Origin of the sequence: Massilia sp. Bi118, from assembly GCF_918697865.1 — a bacterium.
Classification (GTDB): domain Bacteria; phylum Pseudomonadota; class Gammaproteobacteria; order Burkholderiales; family Burkholderiaceae_D; genus Telluria.
In genome coordinates, this window is the sequence record NZ_CAKKMV010000018.1 from 45,467 (window position 1) to 70,010 (window position 24,544).

The window sequence follows — 24,544 nt, forward strand, 5'->3', positions numbered from 1 at the left end:
CTACAAGGTCAAGCGGAGATGTACATGAACATGCGAATTGGTGAGCTGGCGAAGCTGACGGGGTGTCAGCCGGAGACTGTACGGTTCTATGAGCAAAAAGGGTTGCTCCCCCCGCCACTCAGGTCACAGGCAAACTATCGGATATATGATGCCGCCCATGCCGAGCGCCTGCACTTCATCAGGCGCTGCCGCTCCTTGGGAATGTCGCTGGATGAAGTGCAGACTTTGCTCGGCTTTCAAGATCACCCGGATCAGCCCTGCGGCGGGGTGAATGACTTGGTTGATCGACATATGCTCTCGATTAACGGGCAGATTGCCGAGCTGCAAGCTCTGCACGATCAGCTTTCCAAGCTGCGGCAGACATGCGACTCGGCGCGCCCTGCGGGACAGTGCGAAATCCTGAAGCAGCTCAGCGATACAACCCCACCGTTACCAGCGAATGAATCCATCGTCTAGCCGAAGGAACTGCCGAAACCGCAGCTGTCCCCTCGAACGGAAGCCGAATAAAAAGTTCCTCCTCTAGCTCCGCCGATTCTTCCGTACCGGACGAGTCAGCTTTCGCTGACCTCCGTCCTTGCGAGGTTTGCGCTTATCGCTCCATCGAAGCCATGCAAGGAAAGATAGCACCGCGACCAGAACGCAAGCAGATGCAACGAACGCAAGAAGAATTGTCAGGCTGTCGAAATCTCCTGGCGCATGCATTTGTAGCCATTTCCCCTATTTTGCCTTGCGCGACGACCAATGGAAGTGGGTGACTGCCCAGGTGTCGCCTTTTTTCTCGAGCACTGCGGTCTCGGTTCCAAACAAACGAACCGCCGAACCTTTATACGTGCCTTGCGTCTCGGTTTCCTGAATGACGACGGCCATGTCGCCAGCAATCCGCTCGCTTCCCTTTACCACCTTTCGGCTTGTGTTCTTTGCGAATGCGACATCGGCGGGAAGATGGTGCCCTGCGTACTCGTCCTTGGACTGCTCGACATGACCACTCTCGAAGATCTGGACTGCGGGACTGAGTAGCGACAGCGCCTTTGCGGTATCACCGCTGGCGACCGCTGCATGGTACTCCCCAACGACCTCGGTCGGACTGGTGGCGAAGACGGGAAGTGATGTCATAGCAAAAAAGGCGAGGCAGAACAGTCGGCGCATCGAGGCTCCTTATAGATCGAAATTACAAGCCCGACATTACACCAGAGATGGGCAAGCACCTCAAGATTTTCGCCAGTCCTACCTCGATACTTTGGCGTCATGGACGGCAACTGGATTCCCAATCACGTCCGAACTGCACGAACACGTGCAAATAGCTGCATCTTCAGCCACTGACGCACACGTGGCGTGTTCGACTCAAAAGGCAGATAGAACAGGTAAGCGCCGACAACAAGCACCAAATACATGCTGGCATACATGAGGTAATGGGACAGCCGGTAAGGAGAGAGCTGGCCGAGACCCAACATTGACGCGAGCAGATGCCCCATCAACAGGATCAGTGGCACGTGCAGCACGTACAAGGTGAATGAAAAGTTCGCGAAGAACCGTCCGGTCCGGTCCAGCCAGTCCAGCTTGGGCCCCAGGCGGCGATTGAACTGCATGCTCGACAGGAACAGTACGAACAGCAGGCTGAAAACTAGATACTGCGGAAAGCCTTCCGGCGTGATATCGGTTTTACCCTTCAGCCGGATGACGACGGCGCTGCCGACGAACAGGAACAGCAAGGCCCAGCGCCATAGCGGGCCCGCCTCGATCTTCACCCGTGAGAACGCAGCGCCTAACAGCCATATCGAAAAATAAATCAATATGCCGCCGTGCACCAACTGGAAAATGGCCCCGATCGCCAACACCGCCGCGGCCCGCGTCGCGATCGTCCTGCCTCGAAACACCAGCACTAGAAGCGGGAACAGCACGTAGTACCAGGTTTCATTGGCCAGGCTCCATAATGGGAAGTTGCCGCCGAATGGAGGAACGACAATTGTCTGCAGCCCAATCATGTTCCCGAAAAAGGCGCTCATCGAGTACGGCTCGGACGTCGAAAACGACACGCGCGCCGTATCGAGGGCGCCGACGGCAGCACCTGCAAGCAACATGACCAGGAAAGTCGGCACAAGCACGACCCACAGCCGCGAGACCCTGTCGATAGTGTAATTCTGGAACGCCCGGTCCGAGTCCAGTTTGTTGAGAAAGCTTCCGCCGACCAGCCAGCCACTGAGCACGAAAAAGACAATCACGGCCAGGTAAGCAAATCCGGCGCCGAAAGCCAGGCCCTGAAACAGCAATGGCGGATTCGCCACTTCGCTGAAGCCGGGATACATCTGGGCACGCAGATGTGCTGCGGCCACTACTAGCGCTGCGAGTCCCCTCAACAGGGAGATCAACATCGAGTGCCAACAGTCTTCCTGCAAATTCGTCTTTTCGAGAATGGTGATTTTCGGCATGACAGCCTCGCTGTGTGAACAAACCCAAATAACGATATAACCCAACCATTGTTGATGTCCTGACTAGTCCCAAGTGCAGTTGACGCCTGCAGGGCCTTGTTGGTCTTATCCGGTCCGAAGCGCCAAAAGCGCTGCCTTGATGCATTCTCTTGATTTGCGGTACCATGCTTGGATGATGCGCACGATCTTTCGCCTTCTGCTGTGGCTTTCGATCACGGTGCTGTCCCTGCAGGGCGGCGCTGCGATGGCGGTCGGGCAGCCTGAACAGACCGCGCACGAAACGGTGGTCACGACCGGCCACCAGCACCATCGGGCCGCCGTGCAAGCAGATGGAGAGCACTGCACTGAGGCTGACTCCAAGACAGTGGTTTCGTCACACGCCAAGTGCGCCGCTTGCGCAAGTTGCTGCGTTGGCGCCGGCGCGCCTCCAGGACTACTGCCGACCTTCCACGCACCGCCGTTCTCTTCCTCGCTGCACGCTCTTGCGGAAGCCGCGATGACGTCCTTCGTCCCTCCCGCCCTCGAGCGACCACCTCGCTTCAATCTCGTTTGATTTTCCGAGCGCGCTGACGGCGCGCATCCGGGCTGCCTGGTGCGGCCCTCAATCAACACGATACAAACCATGAAATTTTCAAACCTGCTGCTGTTCGCAGCTGGCGTGTCGCTGCTCGCTTGCGCGCAAGCGCAGCAGACCTTGCCGTCCGCCGCCGACGCGAATACGCCTGTCGCGCCCCTGCAGTACCAATCCGTCTTCGCCAATGTCGTCGCGTCGAAGGAAGCGCCGCAACCGCCCGATAAACGCTGGGCTCGCGCTAACCGCGTGGTCCTCGGCGAGGAAGCAGAAGCTCCCGTATCCGGCGAACAGTCCACTGCTGGCGTATCCCAGAAGGTCTCCGCGCCGGCACCGATGCACGGCAACCACGAACACAAAGGAGCGCACCAGTGAACTCACCTGTACGACGTGACCTGCGTCGATTGGCCGCAGCGGTTAGCGCCGCGCTGCTCGCAGGCTGCGCGAGCTTTTCCCAGGATGGCGGACTCGATGATTTCGCCCGGATGACGCAGGAACGCATCGCCCAGCCGGCACCGTTGAAGCGGGACCAAGACTCGCGGGCCGAAGTGACCGTCCTGCTTTCCAAGCCGCTCACCGCCGACGCCGCGGTACGCATTGCCCTGCTCAACAACCAGGGCCTGCAGGCGTCCCTGGCCGAGCTCGCGATCGCCGAAGCCGACTTCGTCCAGGCTGGGCGTCTGCCGAACCCGGGCTTCAGCTTTGGTCGGGTGCGCGGGGGTGGCGAGACCGAAATCGACCGTGGGCTGTCCTTCGACCTGGCAGCGCTCGTGACCCTGCCGGCCCGCACCCGCATCGAACGCCGGCGCTTCGAACAAGCCAAGCTGCAGGCGGCAATGCAGGCTGTGAACCTGGCGGCCGACACGCGCAAGGCGTATTACTCGGCCGTGGCTGCGGCGCAGGCAGCGGGCTTCGCGGACAAGGTACGTGGATCGGCCGAGGCGGCCGCCGAGCTTGCCGCGCGCATGCGCGCCACGGGCAACTGGAGCACCCTCGACGCCGCGCGTGAGCGCGCCTTCTACCAGGACGCGTTGACCCAGCAGGCACAAGCGCGCCTGCAGGCCACGACCGCACGCGAGGAGCTGGTCCGCCTGCTGGGCCTGTGGGGCCCTTCCCTCGCATTCACCCTGCCTGACCGGCTGCCTGAGCTGCCCGCGCAGCCAGACCAGCCGGCCAATGCCGAAGCGACCGCGCTGTCGCAGCGGCTCGACGTCCTCATCGCGCGCCAGGATGCGCAGGCGACGGCACAGGCGCTCGGCCTGACCAAAGCGACCGGTTTCATCAACGTGTTCGATGCGGGTTACGCCAACAAGAGCACGACCGGCGCGCCCCGCGAGAACGGCTACGAGGTATCGCTCGAGTTGCCGCTGTTCGACTGGGGCGGCGCGCGCGTGGCGCGGGCACAGGCAAGGTACATGCAGGCGGTCCACCGTACCGACGACATCGCCGTGAAAGCGCGCTCCGAAGTGCGCCAGGCCTATGCGAGCTATCGCACTGCCTACGACATCGCCCGCCACTACCGCGACGAGGTCGTCCCTCTTCGCAAGCAGATCGCCGACGAGGTGCTGCTGCGGTACAACGGCATGCTCGCGAGCACCTTTGAACTGCTTGCCGAATCGCGCGAACAGCTTGCGGCCGTCAACGCCTCCATCGCGGCGCAGCGCGATTTCTGGATCGCCGACACCAATCTTCAGACCGCCATGAATGCAGGCGGCAATACTGATTCAAGGACAGCACAATGATTTCCCGTCGAGATTTTTTCAAAGGCGCCGGCGCCGTCGCGGTGAGCACTGCCGCAGTCAGCCGTGTGGGCGCAGCATCGCTGCCCGAAGCGATGGTCATGGACAATGCAAAGACCCATGTGCCGCCGCCACCCGCCACCGGGCGTCCGTTCAACCCGGTCGTGACCCTGAACGGCTGGTCCCTGCCCTGGCGGATGAACAACGGCGTAAAGGAGTTCCACCTGGTTGCCGAACCGGTGGTGCGCGAGTTCGCTCCCGGCATGAAGGTCAATTTGTGGGGCTACAACGGCCAGTCCCCGGGCCCGACCATCGAGGTCGTCGAGGGTGACCGGGTGCGCATTTTCGTGACCAATAAACTCCCCGAGCACACCAGCGTGCACTGGCACGGCCAGCGCCTGCCGAACGGCATGGATGGCGTGACCGGTCTCACCCAGCCGGGTATCGCGCCGGGCAAGACCTTCGTCTACGAGTTCGTGGCGAAGCGCCCGGGTACCTTCATGTATCACCCCCACGCCGACGAGATGACCCAGATGGCGATGGGCATGATGGGATTCTGGGTGACGCACCCGAAGGACATCGGGCGCTTTGCCGTCGACCGCGACTTCGTGTTCCTGCTCAGCGCCTACGACATTGAGCCGGGCAGCTATACGCCGAAGGTCAACACGATGCTCGACCATAACCTCTGGACCTTCAACAGCCGGGTTTTCCCGGGTATCGACACGATGCCGGTACGCCAGGGCGAACGTGTGCGCATCCGTGTCGGCAACCTGACGATGACGAACCACCCGATCCATCTTCACGGCCATGAGTTCGAGGTGACCGGCACCGATGGAGGCTGGACGCCGCCCGGCTCGCGCTGGCCGGAGGTGACCACGGACGTCGCCGTCGGCCAGATGCGGGCGATCGAGTTCATCGCCACCGACCCGGGCGACTGGGCATTCCACTGCCACAAGTCACACCACACGATGAATGCGATGGGCCATAGCGTGCCGACGCTGATCGGCGTGGATCACCGCGGCATCGCCGAAAAGATCAGCAAGATCGTGCCGGACTACATGGTCATGGGCGACAAGGGAGGGTCGATGGGCGGCATGGAAATGCCGATCCCGGAGAACACCCTGCCGATGATGACAGGTGACGGGCCGTTCGGCGGCGTCGAGATGGGCGGCATGTTCACCGTGCTGAAGGTGCGCAAGGACCAGAAGCGTGGCGACTACTCGGATCCCGGCTGGTACAAGCATCCGGCGGGTACGGTCGCCTACGAATGGACTGGTCAGTTGCCTGAGCCTGCACGCAACAGCGACGCCGGACGCAGCCTGATGCCGGCCACCAGCAAGCCCGACGTCGAGCTGCAGGTGCGCAAACCTGTAGGGCATTCGGAACACTAGGACAAGGCACAGGGACAGTATGGCGGAGCGCCGACGTAATTCGCCTGTTGGCGCGCCGTCCACGCCGGCCGCCTCAGTGTTTTGTTTCCAGATCCCGGATGTACTCCTTCATTTCACCGATTTCCTTCTTTTGTGCGGCGATGATGCCGTCTGCCAGCTTGCGAACCCTCGGGTCGGTGATGTTTGCGCGCTCGCTGGTCAGGATGGCGATGGAGTGATGCGGAATCATGGCGCGCATATAGGCCACGTCGCCCACCGTCGCCTGGCTGCGCACCAGCCATAGCGACACAAGGAATACTGCGAGGCTTCCCACGAGAATACCCAAATTGACCCGTTTGTTCGGATACATCTTCCACATAAACGCGAGCATTACGATCGCCATCGTGGCGCCCATGATGAGCGCCATGAATGCCCGTGTTTCACTGAAGAAGATATGGTCGATCGAATAGGTGTTCAGATACATCAGACCGAACATGATGATCGTTCCCGCCCCGATCATCTGGGCGAATGTCGTGTACTTCATTGTTGCCATTGCATGATCTTGTCGATGTGGGTGCGATTCATCCATGGGTTTCTCCTTTTGAACTGATTGATGTAAGCAGCGCCGGAGACATTGCCCGGCGCTGCATGCTGCCGCCGACCAGAAACGAGTGCTTCAAAAATCCTGATCCTTCCGTCTGTCTCCGGTAGCTGGCACGAAACCACAATCGCCAAACTTTTTGCAGAGCATTTCCCTCATATCGTTGATTCCGTTCTTCTGGGCCACCACGATGTTCTCGCAGTAACGATGCAGGGGAGTGTGCGCGATATCGCTTTTGACCTGGCAGTGCAGGCTTGGCGCCAACGCGCTCAGGTGGTGATTGCTGAAGGTGCGCAGGAATACCTGGTTGAACTGCGCGCCGGCCGGCGTACTCTCGAGATTTGCAATCATCCTTTGACCATCCGCGGTGAGCTGGGGCTGGTGTTGCATTCCGTACCAATCCTGAAGAAAGCGTTGTGCCTTCATGATTTCTTCGCGCTGCGTACGGTTGGCCTGGCGCGACATTGAGCGTATTTGGTCATCGCTCGCCTTGGCCACGGTGGCGCCGTAGCCAGGTGTCGGCGAGGTCCCTTCGCCAGGATTGCTGACAGGCGCATTGCGCTGAGTATCCGTGCCAGCTGCGAGCTCGGTCATCCGCAATGCCGAATAATGGTGGTCGATGATAAAGACGAGATAGTTCTTCTCGAACGTTGCGGTCGAGCCGCGGCCCGGGCCGTCCGCAGACGCCGTGCCCGTGATCGCCACGAGCGCCAAACCCGCGAGTGCACGCGTGGCCAGGGTGCGGCAGCGCGATACCGGCATTGCAGGGTGCGTGAAATACAGATTAGTGCGTTTCATCTTTCTCTCCTGTGTGGTTGTGATGCGAGGCTCAAGCCACAGTCTTTGCCTGCTTCAATGTGAGGCTGCGCCGGCGAGCCAAGGCAGCAACGCCCAGTCCGCCCAACAGCATCGACCACGTCGCCGGCTCGGGCACGGCCAGAACGACATTGTTGGCCGCTGCCCAGTACACGGTGCCGTCGTCCTCCATGTTCTGGAAGGACACCGAGGTGAGCGGACGATCCGACAGGAAGGCGACGAACGAGTCCTGTGAAGCATTCGACAGCGTGAATGTCTCGCTGTCCGCACCGGACACCGCGCTCAGCACGATGGTGCGGTCCGGCATGAAGGCGCCGAATGAATCGGTTCCGAAAAAGTCTCCACCGAAGCCGAAGACCCCGGACGAGAACGCGTTGAAGGTGATGACGTCGCTGGACATCGTTCCGCTCAGCCAGATATCGCTGCCACTTCCAGAGGGGTAAAAGCCGCCGTCGCCAAGTCCTGCACTTACCTGGTAGGTGTAGCCGCCGGCCAGGCGGCTCAGGGGGCTGTCGGTTTCCGTCATGGCCAGGTCGTCGAAGGTGTCGGTGGCCGAGCCAGACACCGCGTTGAGAAAGGCAGCGCGGTCGGTGAAGACCGTGATGTCTGCATGTGCGGCGGAAGCCGCCATCGTCACGGCGCATGCGGCAAGCAGCTTCCGTGTGAGGGACAGACTGGATTTCATCTTGCAGTTCCTTTCGTATGCGCCTTTCCCGCGTCCTGCGGGAAAGGCATTGTTATCGCGAACGCAAATCCTCAAGCCGCCGCGGCCGATCCCATCCGGCGGCACTCCTCGGCGCAGCGCCGGCAAGCGGCCGCGCAATCCTGGCAATGCTGCATCTGATGCTTGGCGCACTCGTCACCGCACGCCTGGCAGACCTGGGCGCAAAGCTGGCAGAGCGCGCCGGCGAATTCGCTGCCACGGGCCATGAAGGCGGCAGCCAGCCGGCAGATCTGTGCGCAGTCCATGTCGAGTGCGATGCAGCGCGCCATCATCTTGACGTCGTCCTCCTGCAGGCAGGCCGTCGAACACATGTCGCAGGCGTCGGCGCAGGCGTTGCAGGCATCGATACATGATTGATACTGTTGTTGCATGACGTTCTCCTTGAATGGTTGAAAATACCCTTTCAAGACGTCCCTATGGATAGTGCGGGATGGTCATGGCCGCCCCGCTTAGTGATCAGAACCAGATCCGCACGCCGGCAACGATCTGCGTGCTCTTGTTTCGTTCTCCCCTCGCCCGCGCATAGTCGGCGGTGTCGCCGAAGTTGCGCGCCCAGGTCACGCCGACATACGGGGCGAACTGGCGCCGGATCTCGTAGCGCAGGCGCAGGCCAAGTTCGAGATCGGACAGCCCGCTGCCCACGCCCCTGGCCGGATCGGCGCGGCTGTACAGGTTGGCCTCGACTTCGGGTTCGAGGATCAGCTGCTGCGTGAACAGCAGTTCGTAGCGCACGTTGAAACGCGCGGCAAGCCTTCCACCGGACCAGTAGGCGGTCGCTTCCGTATCGAACCAGTACGGCGCCAGGCCGCGCACGCCGAAGGCCAGCCAATTGCGCGAATCGCCGCCGCCGCTGTCGTGGCGGACGCCGAGCTGGGTGCTCCAGAAGGTCGCGAAGGTGCGGTCCCACAAGGCTTCCGTGCGCAGGGACTGCAGGTGCCCTCCGCGCCGCTCACCCTCGGCCTTGAACCAGGCCTTGTTGTAGTCGTTCCCGTACCACGCGTCGGCGTCGAGGTTCTGGCCGTGTTCGCCGTCACCCTTCGCGTATTCGAACTTGTCGAGCAGGATCCGGCCGAAGCGCATCTCGTCGTTCATCTCGTTGCCAGGCAGGTGCGCGAAGCTCGTGCCTTCGGCATAGGCGTCCGGGTCGCGTGCGTCGGGCGGTGGACTGCCGCCCTGCATCGGGCCCATCTTCATGTCGTGGTCCATTCCGCCCATGCCGTCCATGCCGCCCATCGCTTGTCCCATGCTGTGGTCCATGCTTGGTTTGCCCTGTTGCGGCGCAGGCTTGGCGCCCTGCACCTGATCGTCACCCGCATGATTCATCTGCGAATGATCCATCCCGGACTGGTCCATCTGCGATTTTTCCGTCTGCGTGTGGTCCATCCGGGAATGGTCCATCCGCGAATGGTCCATCTGAGAATGGTCCATCTGAGAATGGTCCATCTGGGAGTGATCCATTCCTTCCATCGTTTTGGACTGGCCCGTGCCGGATGCCTGGCCGGTGCCGCCCTCCTTCGGCGGCTCGGTCGTCTGAGCCGATGCCGCGTCCGCCGCCACGAGGCCAAAGATCAGCAGCGCGACCGCTGCACCAGTTTTCGTCGTTGCGGTTTTCATGAAACGACCACCTCCCTGAACATGCCTGCTTCCATGTGATAAAGAAGATGGCAGTGGTAAGCCCAATGGCCTGGGGCGTCGGCCGTCACCCGGTAAGTGACGCGCTGGGCCGGCTGCACGTTAATCGTGTGCTTGCGGACCAGGAACTCCCCGCTCGGCGACTCGAGCTCGCTCCACATGCCATGCAGGTGGATCGGATGGTTCATCATGGTGTCGTTCACCAGCACGATGCGCAACCGCTCGCCGTGCCTGAAGTGGACGGGCTTGGACTCCGAAAACTTCTGGCCGTCGAAAGACCACATGAAGCGCTCCATGTTGCCGGTCAGATGCAATTCGATCTCGCGGGTCGGCTCACGGTCGTCGACCGGTCCGCCGATCGTGTGGAGGTCGGCATAGGTCAGCACGCGCCTCCCGTTGTTGCGCAGATTGACACCGGGGTCGTCAAGATTGGTGCGAGGCATATCGACGTGCATGTCGACACCCGGGCCATACTCGGTGCGGGCGTGGGTGACTTTCGGAGGCATGCCCTGGGCCATTGGCATCATGTGGCCGCCGCCATGGCCGGCGTGCTGCATCGGCATCGGCATCTGCATCTGCCCGTGGCCCTCGCCCATCCCGCCGTGGGACATGCCCGGCATGTCATGCATGCCCTCCATCGAGTGCATGTCATGCGGCGTCTTGCCTCCCTTGCCGGGCGCCTGGTCCATGCCCGACATGCCGCCCATGCTCCCCATTGCCATCGCGCCCATCATGTCCTGCATGGCCAGCCACTGGGGCGGATCCATCTCGGGCACCGGGGCAGACATGCCCGCGCGCGGTGCCAGCGTCGCGCGCACGAAGCCGGAACGCCCGATCGACTGCGCGAAGATGGTGTAGGCCTGGTCGCCGGTTGGCTCGACCAGCACGTCATAGGTTTCGGCAACGGAAATCCGGAATTCGTCGACCGGCACGGGCTCGACGTCCTGTCCGTCCGCGGCGATCACCGTCATCTTGAGGCCCGGAATGCGAACGTCGAAGATCGTCGTCGCCGAGCCGTTGATGAAGCGCAGCCTCACTTTCTCACCCGGACGGAACAAGCCGGTCCAGTTCCTGTCCGTAGGTGTACCATTGATCAGGTAGGCCATCCTCACGCCCAGGTTGCGACTGGCGGTCACGTCGCTGAAGTCGGTCGGCAACATGCGCATCTGGTTCCACATCTTGCGTTTGTCGAGCGCGGCCCCGAGGCCGTTCTTCCGTAAGTCGTCCAGGAACTGGCCGACGGTCGGCTGGTTGGTGTTGAAGAAGTCGCTCATTTTCTTGAGCTTGGCGAAGACCTTGGCGGGATCGCCATCGACCCAGTCCGACAGCATGACGACGTAGTCACGGTCCGCCTTCACCCGTTCGCCGTTCTTCGGCTCGATCACGATCGAACCGGCCAGGCCGCTCTGCTCCTGGAATTCGGAATGGCTGTGGTACCAGTAGGTCCCGCTCTGCTTGACCTGGAAGCGATAGGTGAAGGTCTGGCCCGGAGGAATTCCGGTGAAACTGATGCCGGGCACGCCGTCCATCTCCGCCGGCACCAGGATGCCGTGCCAGTGAATGGAACTCGTGACCGGCAGCCGGTTGGTCACGCGCAGCGTCACGGTGTCGCCCTCGCGCCAGTACAGGACCGGCCCAGGAACCTGGCCGTTGACCGCGGTGGCGACCTGCGGTGCGCCAGTGAAGTTGACCGGCGACGGCACGATCTCCAGGTCGAATTCGGTGCCGCGCAAGATCGGCTGCGCGGCCTGACCGGCTGCCAGCAGTCTGGCTGGGACCAGCCCGGCGAGGGCGGCGGCCCCTGCGCCCTGCAGGAGCCGTCGTCGCCACCAGTTCACGGCGCTCTCCTCAAAAACACGTTGCTGCATGAAGTATTCCCCTAGATGAAGTGATGAAACAATTGCCGCAGTACGGGCCCGCGTCGCGCACGCAGGCGCACTCGCAGCAAACCTCGCTGCGCAGCTACGTGGCGAACGCGGCCTTCGCGCGCCTAAAGCGTGCGGGCTCCGCGCGTGTTTCGTCGATATCGAAATTCGAATGAAGATGAATGGCTGGCAGGCATCGATCGATGGCATGTCGCGTGCATCCCGCATGCGCGACGTCTCCGACGGATGCCGGGAGAGCGTTCAGCCAACCTGGGAAGTCAACCGCGTGGCGGTCGCTCTATGCGGGATGGGATCCAGCCCGTGAAGGAGGAGATTGGGGAAACGGAGTCAGTTGCAAACTGCTCTGCTGGAAACCCAGCAACTGCGAACGGCGGGGGCGCCGAGGCGCCGATATAGCCGGCACTGCACGCCCGGCAGGAAGAATGCTTTTGGTGGGCGCCACTATCGCAGGGCATGTCATGATCTGCGGCGACGCTCGCGTGCGCTTGTGCGGTCGACTGGGTCATCGACATCGCCATCTCATGCTCGTCGCAGTCATCCATGACCGCAGCTTCCGGGCTTGCCGACGTGGTATGCGCCATTCTGCATGGCGATGTGATCGTGGCGGCGATGCCCTGCATGGGCAGCGACACGATCAGTATCCATAGCATGAGGACTCGAACGAATGGGCGCATGTAATCAATCTAGCACATGCAAAAATGACATGTCCGCACGATACGGCATCGCAACGTTCGAAGCTTACCTGCCGATGGGATTGCCGATACTTTCGCATATGCTAGAATCGACCTGTGAAAGCCATCCTGAAAGTCTTGATCGTCTGGATGACGTTGCTGGCGGTGCCGCTCCAAGGCTTCGCTTCCGCGACGATGTCCTTCTGTGTGGCGCCAGTGGCGGCACAGGACAGTCACGACCACGAATCGATGACCGACGACGTCGACATGTCCAGTACTCACGCCCATGACGAGCACGCGGGTCCGGACATACAGGCCGATCATCATCCCGCGTCTCATCATCAGGCCGGCAAGTGTGCTACCTGTGCGACATGCGGCTCCTGCTTGTCGATGGCGCCTTCGTTTCTTGCCGTGCTGCCGGCAACTGCTTCTTCGTCGACGACCATTCCATTTGACCGGCATCTCTTGCCATCGGTCTACCTTGCGCTCCTAGAGCGACCTCCACGCGTCTGACCTTTCACACTGCTGAACGCTTCGTTCGTGTCAAGGCACGGACCTACCTGGCTACGCCTTCGTCGCCGGCACTTCAGCGTACACAGCCCTTCTTTATCTGTAACTGAAACGGACTGCGTCAGACCGGCAAAGGCCGTCGCGCGTCCACTGCAATTAAATTTTGACTGTTTTGGAGTATCAAATGACTCGTATGTCTTCCCTGTTCAGCACCCTCATCGTTTCCGCCGGCCTTACGCTGGCAGCGGCCAGTGCCTCTGCACAGATGCAGATGCAGGACCACAGCCAGCACCACGCCGCGCCTGCCGCTTCGCAGGATGATGCGAATGCGCTAACCGATGGTGAGGTCAAGAAAGTCGACAAAGACACCGGCAAGCTGACGGTGCAACATGGCCCGCTGACCAATCTCAACATGCCTGGTATGACCATGTCCTTCAAGGTGCAGGATCCAGCGATGCTCGACCAGGTGAAAGCTGGAGACAAGATCCGGCTGCGCGTCGAGCGCATCAACGGCGCCTTCACGGTGACCAAACTGGAAGCTGCCAACTAAAGCTGCAGGCGTTCTGTCGGCGCTGCGGGCAGAACGCCACACATCCATACCCCGACCTAACCACCGAATCAGGAATAAAAACATGTCCATCAAACGCATCCTGGCCTTGGCCACTTTCGCTTTCGCAAGCACCGTAACTTCGGCCGCATTCGCACACGCCAAACTGCAATCGTCGGACCCTCAGGCCGGCAGTACACTCGGCGATGCACCGAAGCAGGTGCGCCTCAAGTTCAACGAAGCGCTCGAGCCTGCGTTCAGCAAAATCAAAGTGATGGGACCCCAAAATAACGAAATCCCAGTCACCGCGACCACCGTCGACAAGGCGGATCCCACCGTCATGACGGCGCCGCTCCCGCCGCTGTCCTCGGGCGAGTATCACATCCAGTGGGCGACGATGACCCACGACGGTCACAAGGCAAAGGGCGAAGTCACGTTCAAGGTCAAGTGATGGGGCTGGACCTGCAAGCTGTCCAGCACCTCATCACTGCCCTTCTGAACCTCGCAGTAGCCCTCGTCACGGGAGCGAGCGCTTCGCGCTTGTGGATTAGTCGTGACGCATCCAGCTGGGCCGACGCGCGCCGCCAGTCCGTCCGCAAGACTGCCTTGATCGGTGTCGTGGTCGCTCTGGCCGCGAACGCCGTGCTGTTGTGGCTGGAATCGGCGGCCATGGCCGAGGTCCCCGTGACCGAAGCGGCTGGCGCCACCTGGTCGATGCTGACCTCGACACACCTTGGGCTCGCGTGGTCCATTGGGATGTTCGGGCTGGCCATGGCTACCGTCGGAACCTGCATGCGCGGCGATCGGAACCAGGTGCCTGCACTGCTGACTTTGGCGTCGCTTGCCGTATTCTGGTACACGCGCGGCATGGTCAGCCACGCCGCCAGCGAAGGCGACTTCAGCCTGCCCTTGCTGGCGGACTGGATCCACCTCGGCCTGATCAGCCTATGGGTCGGTGAAGTGTTCCTTGCTGGCGGGGTCATGTTGAGGGCAACCGAAAACATGGTCACGGCCGACAGACGCGCGCGGGCAGCTTATGTGGCGTCCCTATCCAGCTCGGCGACGTTCGCGCTTACAGGCATCCTGGCCACGGGCCTGTACGCAAGCTGGCGCAACCTGGACGGATTCGAAAACCTGGTCGGCAACCCGTATGGCAACACGCTTGTAGCGAAGCTGCTGCTCGTAGGCGTTGCGGCGATGCTGGGTGGGATCAATCGCTTTGTCGTGATGCCGCCGTGGCTCACGCGCGAGTCCGCAGGAAATGCCGCCCCCGAGCTTTTACCGATGCGGTTCAAGCGCATACTTTGGATCGAAGCGCTTGTCTTGCTTGCGGTCGTCGTTCTGGCGGCCTGGCTTGCATCGACATCGCCCCCGGGCGAATAGATGTAGGACGTTCCAGCTGACTGATAGTTGATTTGACGCTGGCAGCCGACCATATCCGTCGGCGCCAGCACTTAGGAGAAGGATTATGTTAATCGGAAAATTCAGAAATCTCGCGGTCGCTGCCCTGATCGGGCTGCCGATGCTCGCCAGCGCCTCAACCCAGGCCGTCGAGGTCTACAAGACCGCAACCTGCGGCTGCTGTGAAGAATGGGTCAAGCACCTGCGGGCCAACGGATTCAAGGTCAATGCGCACGATGTCGCCAATCCATCCGACACCCGCGAGAAAATGGGCATTCCCAATCGGCTCGGCTCATGCCACACGGCAGTTGTCGGCGGTTATGCGATCGAAGGGCATGTGCCAGCCGCCGAGATCAAGCGGCTGCTTGCTGCGAAGCCGAAAGCGAAGGGGCTGGCCGTGCCGGCCATGCCGCCTGGCTCTCCTGGAATGGAGGGACCGACGCGCATGCCGTACGACGTGCTACTGGTCCGCAACGACGGCAGTACGACGGTCTACAAGCACTACAAGTAAGCGATCGGGCGCCTGCAGCTACTTCGCCGTACCGCGCAGGCGAAGCGCGTTGGTAATCACGGATACCGAGCTCAGACTCATCGCCAACGCCGCAATCATCGGCGATAGCAGGCGACCGGTGAACGGATAAAGCACGCCTGCGGCCAACGGAATCCCGAGCGCGTTGTAGAAAAAAGCGAAGGCCAGATTCTGCCGCATGTTGCGCACGGTCTCCAGCGACAGCAGGCGCGCCCGCGCGATGCCGCGCAGGTCGCCCTTGACCAAGGTGACGTGGGCCGAGTTGATGGCGACATCCGTTCCGGTACCCATCGCGATACCGACATTGGCCTTGGCCAGTGCGGGGGAGTCGTTGATGCCATCCCCTGCCATCGCAACCGTTTTCCCCTGCGCCTGCAGCTTTTCCACCAGTGCCAGCTTGTCCTGCGGCTTGACCTCGCCGTAGACTTCCGGGATGCCAAGCTTGGCCGCAACCGACCTGGCGGTCGTGACACCGTCGCCGGTCGCCATGACGACCGTGATGCCAGCCTCCTTGAGCGTTGCCAGCGCTTCCGGCGTGGTCTGCTTGACCGGGTCGGATACCGCCACCAGCCCCAGGAGCTGCCGATCGGCCGCCAGGTACATGACGCTTGCACCTTCCTGGCGCCAGCTTTCCGCCTGGGCCGTGAGTGGCTTCCAGTCGACCTTTTCGATGTCCATAAGCGCGGTATTTCCGAGGGCAATGCGCTTGCCCTCGACAACTCCACGCACGCCGATGCCGCTGGACGATTCGAAGGACTCGGGCTTAGCCAGGATCAGACCGCGGCTTCGCGCCTCGGCCACAATCGCATGGGCTAGCGGGTGTTCGCTGCCCTGGTCGATGCTGGCGGCGATCCGCAACACCTCCTGTTCGTCCCCGCCCGACACTGCGGCAGCCGAATGGAACGCCGGCCTGCCTTCAGTGAGCGTCCCCGTCTTGTCGACGATGAGGGTATCGATCTTGCGCATGCTCTCGATGGCCGCCGCGTCACGGAACAGGATGCCCTGCGTGGCGCCGCGGCCAGTGGCCGCCATGATGGACATCGGCGTCGCCAGCCCGAGCGCGCACGGGCAGGCAATGATTAGCACCGAGACGGCATTGACAAAGCCGTATACCCAGCTTGGCTCCGGCCCGAAGAGCCCCCAACCAAGCAGCGTCAGCAAGGCAATGGCCACGACAATCGTCACGAAGTAGCCTGCCACCACGTCGGCCAGGCGCTGCATCGGTGCGCGCGAACGCTGTGCCTGGGCGACCATCTGGACGATTTGCGACAGCATGGTCTGCGAGCCCACTTTTTCCGAGCGCACAACCAGGCTGCCGCTGGCATTGATGGTGGCACCGATCACCTTGTCACCCGGGCGCTTGGTCACGGGCACAGGCTCGCCGGTCAACATGGATTCGTCGACCGCGCTGTCGCCCTCCAGGACAATGCCATCGACCGGCACCTTTTCGCCCGGACGCACACGCAGCGCATCGCCGACGTGCACATGGGTCAACGGAATGTCTTCTTCCGTGCCATCGGCATTGATGCGGCGCGCCGTCTTCGGCGCCAGACCCAGCAGCGATTTGATCGCAGCGGATGTCTGCGACCGTGCCCGCAGCTCGAGGATCTGACCCAGCAGGGTCAGGGAAATGATGACTGCGGCCGCCTCGTAGTACACCCCGATGCGCCCATGCATGAGGAAGGTTTGTGGGAACATGTCCGGGGCCACGGTCGCAACCACGCTATAGCCGTAGGCCGCGGCTACGCCGAGCCCGATCAGCGTCCACATGTTGGGGCTGCGATTCCTGATCGACTGCACCGCGCGCGTAAAGAACGGCCACCCCGCCCACAGCACGACCGGAGTGCTCAGCACGAGCTCGATCCAGCTTTGCCCAGCCAGACCGTCCGGGAAAATACGATGCCCCGCCATCGCAAGCACGGTCACGATGACTGTCAGCGGCAGAGTCCACCAGAAGCGGCGCTTGAAATCCACCAACTCCGGATTTTCCTCTTCTTCCAGGGACGGAAGCATGGGCTCGAGCGTCATGCCGCAAATCGGGCAGTTGCCGGGCTGCGGCTGCCGAACTTCTGGGTGCATTGGGCAGGTGTAGATCGTGCCTTCCGGCGCGCTCGCCAGCGGTTCATGGGCAGCGGAGCCTATGTACTGCTGGGGCGCCATCCGGAACTTGTCCATGCACCTGGTGCTGCAGAAATGATAGGTCTGCCCTTCGTGCGGAATTTCTTTGGCGAGGTCGGGACCGACTTTCATCCCGCAGACCGGATCGGTGAACGGCTTGTCACCGGTTCCGCTCGCGTGGTGAACACCGTGACCAGTGCCATGGTCATGATGATGTTCGTGGCCGTCGTGATCGTGATGCGACTGGTCGTTCATATCGAAGCCTTTGTGGATTCGTTATTCAAAGCTCACATTGGGCGCACCCGGACTCAGACCGCCGCCACCTGGGTTGCCGGATAGCCGGCAGCGGTAATCGCAACGGCGACTGCATCTGGTGCTTTCGCGCTTTCCACGCGGACCAGTTTGTCTTTCAACAGCACCTCAACTTTTGCGTCCGGATCCAAGGTCTGCACGGTACGGGTCACCCGGTTGGCGCAGCCGCCGCAGGACATCTTTTCTACCTTGAGCGTGTACATGGCGTTCCTCCTGTTTGATTGCTCTGGCTACAATGTAGACCTTCCCATGATAGGAAGGTCAAGCCTGATCCGCGCGATCAGAGACAAGACGTTTCAATACTCGCTCGACTGTTGCTACGTCCGTCGGCCGTTCGACACTGACCCTGCTGGTTTTCAAATCGATGCCGACTTTTAAGCAGGGGTCGATTGCCCGGATTGCCGCTTTCAGCCGGTAGGCGCAAAACATGCAATACATACCGTTCACTTGAAACTCAACCATATAGCCCTCCTGAGGGATAAGTTCAGGGAAGCGTAAACCTTCCAATAATGGCAAGGTCAATGGGTTCCGAAATCGGCGATCTCGCAGCAGAGCCATGGCTCTTGCGTGTCGGACGTCAACTTGCTCCTTCCGACACAGCCTGCTTGATCCTTGACTGTTGACGCAAGCCTCGTCGCCGAATCAGCAAGTAGACCACCGGCACCACGAACATCGAAAGCACCGGCGCCGTAATCATCCCCCCAACCATCGGCGCGGCGATCCGCTGCATGATCTCCGACCCGGTCCCGGCCCCGATCATGGCCGGCACCAGGCCGGCGATGATCACCGCGACCGTCATCGCCTTCGGCCGTACGCGCAACACGGCGCCCTCGCGGATCGCTTCGACCAGGTCGGCCTCGCTTCCCTTCCCTTCCGCAAGGCGCGCCTCCCAGGCATGCTTCAGGTACAGCAGCATGATCACGCCAAACTCGGCCGAAACACCAGCCAGCGCAATGAAGCCTACTCCGCTCGCCACGGACAGGTTATGCCCCAGTAGCCACAACAGCCAGGCGCCGCCGGCCAAGGCGAACGGCAGGGTCGCCATGATCAGCGCAGCCTCGTCGAAGCGGCCAAAGGTCAGGTACAGCAGCACGAAGATGATGGCCAGCGTCGCCGGCACCACCACCCTCAGCTTCGCAACGGCGCGTTCCAGGTATTCGAACTGACCGGACCAGGAGATCGAATACCCTGCAGGCAACCGAACCTCCTTCGCGACAGCCTGCTGCATGTCCCGTACCGCCGACCTCAGGTCACGTCCCCGGACGTCGACATATGCCCAGCCCGACAGTCGGGCATTCTCGCTCTTGAGCATGGGCGGCCCATCGTTGATGCGGATGGCGGCCACGTCGCCCAGCCGGATCTGGGCGCCCGCTCCAGTGAGCACGGGCAGATCGCGCAGTTTTTCCAGCGAATCGCGCACCTCGCGCGGGTAGCGCACATTGATCGGAAAGCGCTGCAATCCCTCGACCGTTTCGCCGATGTTCTCGCCGCCGACCGCGGCGGAAATCACGCTTTGCACGTCCGCCACGTTCATGCCGAAGCGGGCCGCGGCTGCACGGTCGATCTGCACGTCGATATAGCGCCCGCCATTCAGCCGCTCGGCCAGGGCCGACGAGACGCCAGGCACCTTGCGCACCGCAGCCTCGATCGCACCGGTGACGCGGTCGATCTCCTGCAGGCTGGTCCCGGCCACCTTGATGCCGACCGGGCTCTTCACACCGGTCGCCAGCATGTCGATGCGGTTGCGGATCGGCGGCACCCAGACGTTGGACAGGCCCGGCACCTTGACGACCCGGTCGAGCTCCTCGACCAGCTTGTCCGGCGTCATCCCGGCGCGCCACTGGTTCCGCGGCTTGAACTGGATCGTGGTCTCGAACATCTCGAGTGGGGCTGGATCGGTCGCGGTTTCCGCCCTGCCCGCTTTTCCGAACACGGTCCGGACCTCGGGAACCGTCTTGATCAGGCGGTCAGTCAGCTGCAGCAGCTCCGCGGCCTTGCCGACGCCGATGCCCGGCAGCGCCGACGGCATGTATAGCAGGTCACCTTCGTCCAGCGGCGGCATGAACTCACCTCCGAGCCGGCTGACCGGCCAGATCGTCGCGATGGCGATCAGGGCCGCGGCAAACAGCGTGCCCTTCGGGTGGCGCAGCACGGCATCGAGCAGCGGCCGGTACGCCCGGATCAGGAAGCGATTGAGCGGATTTGCCTCTTCCCTGGGAATCCTGCCGCGGATGAGGTAACCCATCAGGACCGGAATCAGCGTCACCGCCAGGCCGGCGCTTGCTGCCATCGCGTAAGTCTTGGTGTATGCCAGGGGCGCGAACAGCTTTCCTTCCTGCGCCTCCAGTGCGAACACGGGAATGAACGAGAGCACGATGATGAGCAGCGAGAAGAACAGTGCCGGCCCGACCTCGGCGGCCGCCTGCTCGATCACCTGCCAGTGCGCTGCGCCTTCGAGCTTCCTGCCGGGATGCCGGTGGCTCCAGGCTTCCAGGTGCTTGTGCGCGTTCTCGATCATGACCACGGCCGCGTCGACCATCGCTCCGATCGCGATCGCGATGCCGCCCAGCGACATGATGTTGGCGTTCACACCCTGGTAATACATGATGGTGTAAGCGGCGAGGATACCCAGCGGCAGGGAGACGATGGCCACCAGTGCCGAGCGCAGGTGGAACAGGAACAGCGCACAGACCACGGCGACGACGATGAATTCCTCGATCAGCTTGTGCTCCAGGTTCGTCACCGCGCGCGTGATCAGACCCGAGCGATCATAGGTCGGCACGACCTCCACGCCCGCCGGCAGGCTGGCCTTGAGCTGGGCAAGCTTCGCCTTCACGGCACCGATGGTCTCGAGCGCGTTCTTCCCCGAGCGCATGACGATGATGCCGCCGGCAACCTCGCCCTCCCCGTTCAGCTCCGCGATCCCGCGCCGCATCTCCGGACCGACCTGCACGCGCGCGACGTCCCCCAGCGTTACCGGCACGCCGCCAGCGCCGGTCCTCAGCGGAATGTGCCGGAAGTCGTCGAGGGAGGACAGGTAGCCGGACGCCCGAACCATGTACTCGGCCTCGCCCAGCTCGAGCACGGAGCCGCCGGCTTCCTGGTTGGCCTTCTGTACCGCATCGACCACGGTGGCGTGCGTAATGCCGTAGGCGCGCAGCTTGTCGGGGTCGAGCTGGATCTGGTACTGGCGCACCATCCCGCCGATGCTCGCGACTTCGGACACGTTCGGTACCGTCTTCAGTTCGTACTTCAAAAACCAGTCCTGCAGGGCGCGCAGCTGCGACAGGTCGTGCTTGCCGGTGCGGTCGACCAGCGCGTACTCATAGACCCAGCCGATACCGGTCGCATCCGGCCCAAGCGCCGGCTTGGCCTGCGGCGGCAGGCGCGACTGGATCTGGTTCAGGTATTCCAGCACTCGCGAACGGGCCCAGTAGGGGTCGGTCCTGTCCTGGAACAGGATGTAGACAAAGGAGTCGCCGAAGAACGAGTAGCCGCGCACGCTCCGTGCGCCCGGGACCGACAGCATGGTGGTGGTCAGCGGATAGGTCACCTGGTTCTCGACGATCTGCGGCGCCTGGCCTGGATAGGTCGTCCGGATGATCACCTGCACGTCCGACAGGTCGGGCAGCGCGTCGACCGGTGTGCGCTGCGCGGCCCAGATGCCCCAGGCCACGAGTCCGACGGTCGCCAGCAGCACCAGGAAGCGGTTGACGATCGACCAGCGGATCAGGCGCGCGATCATTTGCCGTCTCCAAGTACGGCGCCGCCCGATGCGCGGGAAATCGAGACGACCTTGAACGTCCCGTCATCCGAGGCCTGGAATTCGAACTGCACGGCATCCCCGACCTTGATGTCCTTCGGCAGACCGCCGGCCGGTGGCACGAAGCCCATGGTCATCGGCGGCCACTTCAAGCTGGGAACCGGTCCATGGGAAATCGTCACCTCGTCGCTGGCTATCTGCTCCACCTTGCCGGTGGCGCGATGCGTGGGGGTTTTCGCCGGCATGGTGGGCATGGCGGGGTTGGATTCGGCGGGGCCGCCTCCGCCAAGGCGCTGCAGGGTACCGCGCAGGCTCGCCTCCGAATCGATCAGGAACTGGCCCGAGGCCACCACCTTCTGGCCTGCGCTCAGTCCTTTCACGACCTCGGTCTGTCCGTTCGCCTCGGCACCTGTGACGACCTCCACTGGCGCGAACCTCCCTTGATCGGATACCGTGATCACGGCGGTGCGGGTCCCGGTCTGGATCACGGCTTCGGACGGTACCAGCAGCGTTTCACGGCCTTGCGCCGGCGCCATGTGGATGGTCGCGAACATGCCCGGCACCAGCTTGCCGCCCGGATTCGCCAGCTCGATCCGAGCCTTCAGCGTGCGCGTGGCCGTGTTCACATCCGGCAGCAATGCCTCCACCTTGCCGCTGAACTCCGTTCCAGGGAAAGCCGGGCTGGTGGCCCGTACCGGCATCCCGGGCCGGACCTGCGCCGCCGCACTCTCCGGCACCTCGGCATTGACCCAGACCGTGCGTAGGCCGTTAATCCGGAACAGCGGGGCCCCGAGCGAGACTGCCATTCCTTCACGTACCGCCAGCTCGCTGACGACCCCGTCGACCGGTGCCGTGACGGTGATGCGCGGGCTGACCTGTGCTCGTGCACTCACCTGCCTGACCTGTTGTTCGGTCATGCCCACCAGGCGCATTCGCTGTAGCGCCGCATCGAGCAGACCCGCGGTATCGCCACCGGCCGGCATGCGCTTGATGGCCAGGTATTCCTCCTGTGCGGCCACCCAGTCGGGCACATACAGCTGGAGCAACGCCTGGCCCTTGCGCACCGGATCGAGCGGCGCACGCACGAACAGCTTTTCCACGTAGCCGCTGCTGCGGGCCTGCAGCTGGACGAGATCGCGCTCGTTGAACGCGACATTGCCGACGGCATCCAGTGTGCTTGCCAGGGAGCCCTTCCGGACCTCGGCGACGCGGATGCCGAGATTCTGCTGGACGCCCGGGCTGACGGCCACGCCGCCTTCCGCCTGGGCTTTATCGGCATAGACCGGCACCAGATCCATGGCCATGAAAGGCGATCTGCCGGGCTTGTCGAACTTCTGGCCAGGCACCATCGGATCGTGCCAGTACAGGACTTGCCGCCCCGTTTTATCGGTTCCCGGAGCGGCGGCCGCAGCGGGAACTGCATCGCGTGCGCCCGCCCGAATACCGAGGCGATACGCACCGGCGCCGCTCAACCCGAGCACGAGCAACGCGCCGATGACTGCAATGATGATGCGACGGTTCATGGCCTTGCCTCCGGCTGATTCATGGAAGGCGGCATACTGCGGCCCGATGGATAAAGAAAGTTCAGTTGCGCCCAGCGGTTTGCCGTCTCGGCCGCGAGTTGCAACGCCTGGAGGCGGATGTCGAGTTCGTTGCGCCGCGCGGCCAATACCTCGGCCAGGGCGGCCGTGCCGCCACGATAGGCGGCGAGAACGGCCGCGCTCTGGTCGGCGGCGAGGGGCTCGAGTTCGCGTTTGTAGCGGGCGAGGCGCTCACGGCCGCTGCGCCACTCGTCCAGCATCACCCGCACTTCCGCGACATGAGCGCGCAGCACCTCCTCGCGCTCGTCCCTGACCTGGTCGGCTTGCATGATCTTTGCTGCGAGTTCGCGGTCCTGGCGGTTCTTCTTGTCCCACTGAAGCGGTACCGACACCCCCACGGACAGCATGTTCGAATAACCCTGTCCCCGATGCTGCAGTGACACCTCGACCGACCAGTCGGGATGCCGGTTTGCCTCGGCAAGCCGGGCTTCCGCGCGCGCGATCGCTTCCTGGCGGTCGAGCACAGCGATGTCGGGGTGGTGCGCGAGCTGGCTGTCGAGGGACCCCGGATCGAGCCTGACCTGGTCCATACCCGGCAAACCCACCAGCGCGGTATCGGCGTCGGGACCGGCCCAGCGCGTCAACACGCTGCGAGCCGTCCTAACACGGGTATCGAATTCGCTCGCCTTATCCTGGGCCGCGCCGATGCGGCCGCGGGCCGCAAACACATCGCCCTGGCTACCCTTGCCGGACCGGTAGGCAGCTTCGGCCGCATCCAGGTCCAGCTGCGCCTGGGTGATTTGTTGCCGGACGAGGTCGGCCATCTGCTTCGCGAAATACAGGTCGATCCAGGCCTGCGCGGTTTCGCGCTCAATCCGGGCAATGGCCACTTCCTTTTCCGCTGTGGCCTTATCCGCCGTCCGGTCCAGCTGTGCCGCTCGCAGGCGCCGCTTGTCGGACCCGGTCAGTTCCTGCGTGACGCCGATCCTGCGCATGGTCATGAAGTCGGAACCGATATTGAAGCGGTCTGAACCGCTGACCGGCAGGTTGTCGATGCCGGCGCGGAGGACCGGGTCGGGCAAGCGCCCCGCGGCGACCGCGAGTTCTCGGGCAGCTGCGATGGAGGCGTCCTGTGCTGGCAGTGAGCGCGAGCGCTCCAGGGCGCGCTGCTGAGCCTCCGCCAGCGTCAGGCCTGCGTTTGCGGCCGTGGCCTGTTCATTGGGTAAGGCAAGGCACAACAGCATTGCGAGCGCAAGCGTCGAGCCGAACACGTCGGGGCGACACGGGGTGCGCCTCCTGGTGAGGTGAAGGAAATGCATGTAATAGCTCCAGAGTGCGAAGAACGGCACCGCCACGTGCTTAGCGTGGCGGAACGATGACTCGGCAA

24 protein-coding genes are annotated in these 24,544 nt (G+C 62.7%); 10 read left to right on the forward strand and 14 right to left on the reverse strand.

Going from position 1 to position 24,544, the window contains the following annotated elements:
- The first annotated feature begins 24 nt into the window (after positions 1 to 24).
- Positions 25 to 456, forward strand: coding sequence for a Cd(II)/Pb(II)-responsive transcriptional regulator (gene cadR, locus LQV39_RS22435; RefSeq protein ID WP_230029402.1), 432 nt, complete (start codon positions 25 to 27; stop codon positions 454 to 456).
- Between the two features lie 261 nt (positions 457 to 717).
- Here cadR and LQV39_RS22440 read toward each other — a convergent pair whose 3' ends face one another.
- Complete coding sequence (locus tag LQV39_RS22440; protein ID WP_230029403.1) at positions 718 to 1,146, reverse strand: DUF4440 domain-containing protein; 429 nt, start codon at positions 1,144 to 1,146, stop codon at positions 718 to 720.
- Between the two features lie 122 nt (positions 1,147 to 1,268).
- Positions 1,269 to 2,426 carry an acyltransferase gene (locus LQV39_RS22445; protein ID WP_230029404.1) on the reverse strand — a complete coding sequence of 386 codons (1,158 nt, stop codon included), beginning with the start codon at positions 2,424 to 2,426 and terminating at the stop codon, positions 1,269 to 1,271.
- Between the two features lie 172 nt (positions 2,427 to 2,598).
- Here LQV39_RS22445 and LQV39_RS22450 point away from each other — a divergent pair, with 172 nt between their 5' ends.
- The 4 genes from LQV39_RS22450 to LQV39_RS22465 all read left to right on the forward strand — a co-directional run bounded on the left by LQV39_RS22450 (position 2,599) and on the right by LQV39_RS22465 (position 6,127).
- Entirely contained in the window at positions 2,599 to 2,979 is a 381-nt protein-coding gene (locus LQV39_RS22450) for a hypothetical protein (protein WP_230029405.1), read from the forward strand.
- A gap of 69 nt (positions 2,980 to 3,048) precedes the next feature.
- Entirely contained in the window at positions 3,049 to 3,372 is a 324-nt protein-coding gene (locus tag LQV39_RS22455) for a hypothetical protein (protein WP_230029406.1), read from the forward strand.
- The gene (locus tag LQV39_RS22460; protein WP_230029407.1) at positions 3,369 to 4,739 is read left to right on the forward strand and encodes a TolC family protein; all 1,371 of its coding nucleotides are present in this window, start codon (positions 3,369 to 3,371) and stop codon (positions 4,737 to 4,739) included. Before LQV39_RS22455 ends, LQV39_RS22460 begins: the two co-directional genes overlap by 4 nt.
- On the forward strand, positions 4,736 to 6,127 hold the full coding sequence (locus LQV39_RS22465) for a copper oxidase (RefSeq protein ID WP_230029408.1): 1,392 nt from the start codon (positions 4,736 to 4,738) through the stop codon (positions 6,125 to 6,127). Before LQV39_RS22460 ends, LQV39_RS22465 begins: the two co-directional genes overlap by 4 nt.
- Positions 6,128 to 6,200: 73 nt before the next feature.
- Here LQV39_RS22465 and LQV39_RS22470 read toward each other — a convergent pair whose 3' ends face one another.
- The 6 genes from LQV39_RS22470 to LQV39_RS22495 all read right to left on the reverse strand — a co-directional run bounded on the left by LQV39_RS22470 (position 6,201) and on the right by LQV39_RS22495 (position 11,747).
- Positions 6,201 to 6,695, reverse strand: coding sequence for a DUF305 domain-containing protein (locus tag LQV39_RS22470; RefSeq protein WP_230029409.1), 495 nt, complete (start codon positions 6,693 to 6,695; stop codon positions 6,201 to 6,203).
- A gap of 87 nt (positions 6,696 to 6,782) precedes the next feature.
- The gene (locus tag LQV39_RS22475; RefSeq protein WP_230029410.1) at positions 6,783 to 7,505 is read right to left on the reverse strand and encodes a DUF305 domain-containing protein; all 723 of its coding nucleotides are present in this window, start codon (positions 7,503 to 7,505) and stop codon (positions 6,783 to 6,785) included.
- Positions 7,506 to 7,536: 31 nt separating this feature from the next.
- The gene (locus LQV39_RS22480; protein ID WP_230029411.1) at positions 7,537 to 8,208 is read right to left on the reverse strand and encodes a PEP-CTERM sorting domain-containing protein; all 672 of its coding nucleotides are present in this window, start codon (positions 8,206 to 8,208) and stop codon (positions 7,537 to 7,539) included.
- A gap of 71 nt (positions 8,209 to 8,279) precedes the next feature.
- Positions 8,280 to 8,618 (reverse strand): four-helix bundle copper-binding protein, encoded by a 339-nt coding sequence (locus LQV39_RS22485; protein ID WP_230029412.1) that lies wholly within the window; start codon positions 8,616 to 8,618, stop codon positions 8,280 to 8,282.
- Between the two features lie 85 nt (positions 8,619 to 8,703).
- Positions 8,704 to 9,861 (reverse strand): copper resistance protein B, encoded by a 1,158-nt coding sequence (locus LQV39_RS22490; protein ID WP_230029413.1) that lies wholly within the window; start codon positions 9,859 to 9,861, stop codon positions 8,704 to 8,706.
- Positions 9,858 to 11,747, reverse strand: a complete 1,890-nt coding sequence (locus LQV39_RS22495; RefSeq protein ID WP_230029414.1) for a copper resistance system multicopper oxidase — start codon at positions 11,745 to 11,747, stop codon at positions 9,858 to 9,860. Before LQV39_RS22495 ends, LQV39_RS22490 begins: the two co-directional genes overlap by 4 nt.
- 806 nt (positions 11,748 to 12,553) lie before the next feature.
- On the opposite strand from LQV39_RS22495, the gene LQV39_RS22500 reads away from it, so the two are divergent.
- The 5 genes from LQV39_RS22500 (at position 12,554) to LQV39_RS22520 (ending at position 15,405) form a co-directional block, all read left to right on the forward strand.
- Positions 12,554 to 12,949, forward strand: a complete 396-nt coding sequence (locus LQV39_RS22500) for a DUF2946 family protein (RefSeq protein WP_230029415.1) — start codon at positions 12,554 to 12,556, stop codon at positions 12,947 to 12,949.
- Positions 12,950 to 13,139: 190 nt separating this feature from the next.
- Entirely contained in the window at positions 13,140 to 13,496 is a 357-nt protein-coding gene (locus LQV39_RS22505; RefSeq protein WP_374199461.1) for a copper-binding protein, read from the forward strand.
- A gap of 82 nt (positions 13,497 to 13,578) precedes the next feature.
- The gene (gene copC, locus LQV39_RS22510) at positions 13,579 to 13,944 is read left to right on the forward strand and encodes a copper homeostasis periplasmic binding protein CopC (RefSeq protein WP_230029416.1); all 366 of its coding nucleotides are present in this window, start codon (positions 13,579 to 13,581) and stop codon (positions 13,942 to 13,944) included.
- Positions 13,944 to 14,876: a copper resistance D family protein gene (locus LQV39_RS22515; RefSeq protein ID WP_230029417.1), complete on the forward strand. Its 933-nt coding sequence runs from the start codon at positions 13,944 to 13,946 to the stop codon at positions 14,874 to 14,876. The genes copC and LQV39_RS22515 overlap by 1 nt, the downstream gene beginning before the upstream one ends.
- 85 nt (positions 14,877 to 14,961) lie before the next feature.
- Positions 14,962 to 15,405 (forward strand): DUF411 domain-containing protein, encoded by a 444-nt coding sequence (locus LQV39_RS22520; RefSeq protein ID WP_230029418.1) that lies wholly within the window; start codon positions 14,962 to 14,964, stop codon positions 15,403 to 15,405.
- A gap of 18 nt (positions 15,406 to 15,423) precedes the next feature.
- On the opposite strand, the gene LQV39_RS22525 is transcribed toward LQV39_RS22520, so the two are convergent.
- The 6 genes from LQV39_RS22525 to LQV39_RS22550 are packed head-to-tail and all read right to left on the reverse strand — an operon-like array spanning position 15,424 to position 24,476.
- Positions 15,424 to 17,796 (reverse strand): heavy metal translocating P-type ATPase, encoded by a 2,373-nt coding sequence (locus LQV39_RS22525; RefSeq protein ID WP_230029419.1) that lies wholly within the window; start codon positions 17,794 to 17,796, stop codon positions 15,424 to 15,426.
- Positions 17,797 to 17,849: 53 nt separating this feature from the next.
- Positions 17,850 to 18,056: a heavy-metal-associated domain-containing protein gene (locus tag LQV39_RS22530; RefSeq protein ID WP_230029420.1), complete on the reverse strand. Its 207-nt coding sequence runs from the start codon at positions 18,054 to 18,056 to the stop codon at positions 17,850 to 17,852.
- 58 nt (positions 18,057 to 18,114) lie between these two features.
- The gene (locus LQV39_RS22535) at positions 18,115 to 18,411 is read right to left on the reverse strand and encodes a heavy-metal-associated domain-containing protein (RefSeq protein ID WP_230029421.1); all 297 of its coding nucleotides are present in this window, start codon (positions 18,409 to 18,411) and stop codon (positions 18,115 to 18,117) included.
- Positions 18,412 to 18,430: 19 nt separating this feature from the next.
- Positions 18,431 to 21,598, reverse strand: coding sequence for an efflux RND transporter permease subunit (locus LQV39_RS22540; RefSeq protein ID WP_230029422.1), 3,168 nt, complete (start codon positions 21,596 to 21,598; stop codon positions 18,431 to 18,433).
- The gene (locus LQV39_RS22545; RefSeq protein ID WP_230029423.1) at positions 21,595 to 23,139 is read right to left on the reverse strand and encodes an efflux RND transporter periplasmic adaptor subunit; all 1,545 of its coding nucleotides are present in this window, start codon (positions 23,137 to 23,139) and stop codon (positions 21,595 to 21,597) included. The genes LQV39_RS22540 and LQV39_RS22545 overlap by 4 nt, the downstream gene beginning before the upstream one ends.
- A complete protein-coding gene (locus LQV39_RS22550; protein ID WP_230029424.1) occupies positions 23,136 to 24,476 on the reverse strand; it encodes a TolC family protein in 1,341 nt (446 codons plus the stop codon). The genes LQV39_RS22545 and LQV39_RS22550 overlap by 4 nt, the downstream gene beginning before the upstream one ends.
- Between the last annotated feature and the right edge of the window lie 68 nt (positions 24,477 to 24,544).

Coding starts and splice junctions, on each gene's coding strand:
- cadR (WP_230029402.1), top strand. CDS start 25: ATGAACATGCGAATTGGTGAGCTGGCGAAGCTGACGGGGTGTCAGCCG.
- LQV39_RS22520 (WP_230029418.1), top strand. CDS start 14,962: ATGTTAATCGGAAAATTCAGAAATCTCGCGGTCGCTGCCCTGATCGGG.
- LQV39_RS22495 (WP_230029414.1), bottom strand. CDS start 11,747: ATGCAGCAACGTGTTTTTGAGGAGAGCGCCGTGAACTGGTGGCGACGA.
- LQV39_RS22445 (WP_230029404.1), bottom strand. CDS start 2,426: ATGCCGAAAATCACCATTCTCGAAAAGACGAATTTGCAGGAAGACTGT.
- LQV39_RS22455 (WP_230029406.1), top strand. CDS start 3,049: ATGAAATTTTCAAACCTGCTGCTGTTCGCAGCTGGCGTGTCGCTGCTC.
- LQV39_RS22505 (WP_374199461.1), top strand. CDS start 13,140: ATGTCTTCCCTGTTCAGCACCCTCATCGTTTCCGCCGGCCTTACGCTG.
- LQV39_RS22475 (WP_230029410.1), bottom strand. CDS start 7,505: ATGAAACGCACTAATCTGTATTTCACGCACCCTGCAATGCCGGTATCG.
- LQV39_RS22535 (WP_230029421.1), bottom strand. CDS start 18,411: ATGGCTCTGCTGCGAGATCGCCGATTTCGGAACCCATTGACCTTGCCA.
- copC (WP_230029416.1), top strand. CDS start 13,579: ATGTCCATCAAACGCATCCTGGCCTTGGCCACTTTCGCTTTCGCAAGC.
- LQV39_RS22550 (WP_230029424.1), bottom strand. CDS start 24,476: ATGCATTTCCTTCACCTCACCAGGAGGCGCACCCCGTGTCGCCCCGAC.
- LQV39_RS22540 (WP_230029422.1), bottom strand. CDS start 21,598: ATGATCGCGCGCCTGATCCGCTGGTCGATCGTCAACCGCTTCCTGGTG.
- LQV39_RS22450 (WP_230029405.1), top strand. CDS start 2,599: ATGATGCGCACGATCTTTCGCCTTCTGCTGTGGCTTTCGATCACGGTG.
- LQV39_RS22480 (WP_230029411.1), bottom strand. CDS start 8,208: ATGAAATCCAGTCTGTCCCTCACACGGAAGCTGCTTGCCGCATGCGCC.
- LQV39_RS22490 (WP_230029413.1), bottom strand. CDS start 9,861: ATGAAAACCGCAACGACGAAAACTGGTGCAGCGGTCGCGCTGCTGATC.
- LQV39_RS22485 (WP_230029412.1), bottom strand. CDS start 8,618: ATGCAACAACAGTATCAATCATGTATCGATGCCTGCAACGCCTGCGCC.
- LQV39_RS22530 (WP_230029420.1), bottom strand. CDS start 18,056: ATGTACACGCTCAAGGTAGAAAAGATGTCCTGCGGCGGCTGCGCCAAC.
- LQV39_RS22515 (WP_230029417.1), top strand. CDS start 13,944: ATGGGGCTGGACCTGCAAGCTGTCCAGCACCTCATCACTGCCCTTCTG.
- LQV39_RS22440 (WP_230029403.1), bottom strand. CDS start 1,146: ATGCGCCGACTGTTCTGCCTCGCCTTTTTTGCTATGACATCACTTCCC.
- LQV39_RS22545 (WP_230029423.1), bottom strand. CDS start 23,139: ATGAACCGTCGCATCATCATTGCAGTCATCGGCGCGTTGCTCGTGCTC.
- LQV39_RS22470 (WP_230029409.1), bottom strand. CDS start 6,695: ATGGATGAATCGCACCCACATCGACAAGATCATGCAATGGCAACAATG.
- LQV39_RS22465 (WP_230029408.1), top strand. CDS start 4,736: ATGATTTCCCGTCGAGATTTTTTCAAAGGCGCCGGCGCCGTCGCGGTG.
- LQV39_RS22525 (WP_230029419.1), bottom strand. CDS start 17,796: ATGAACGACCAGTCGCATCACGATCACGACGGCCACGAACATCATCAT.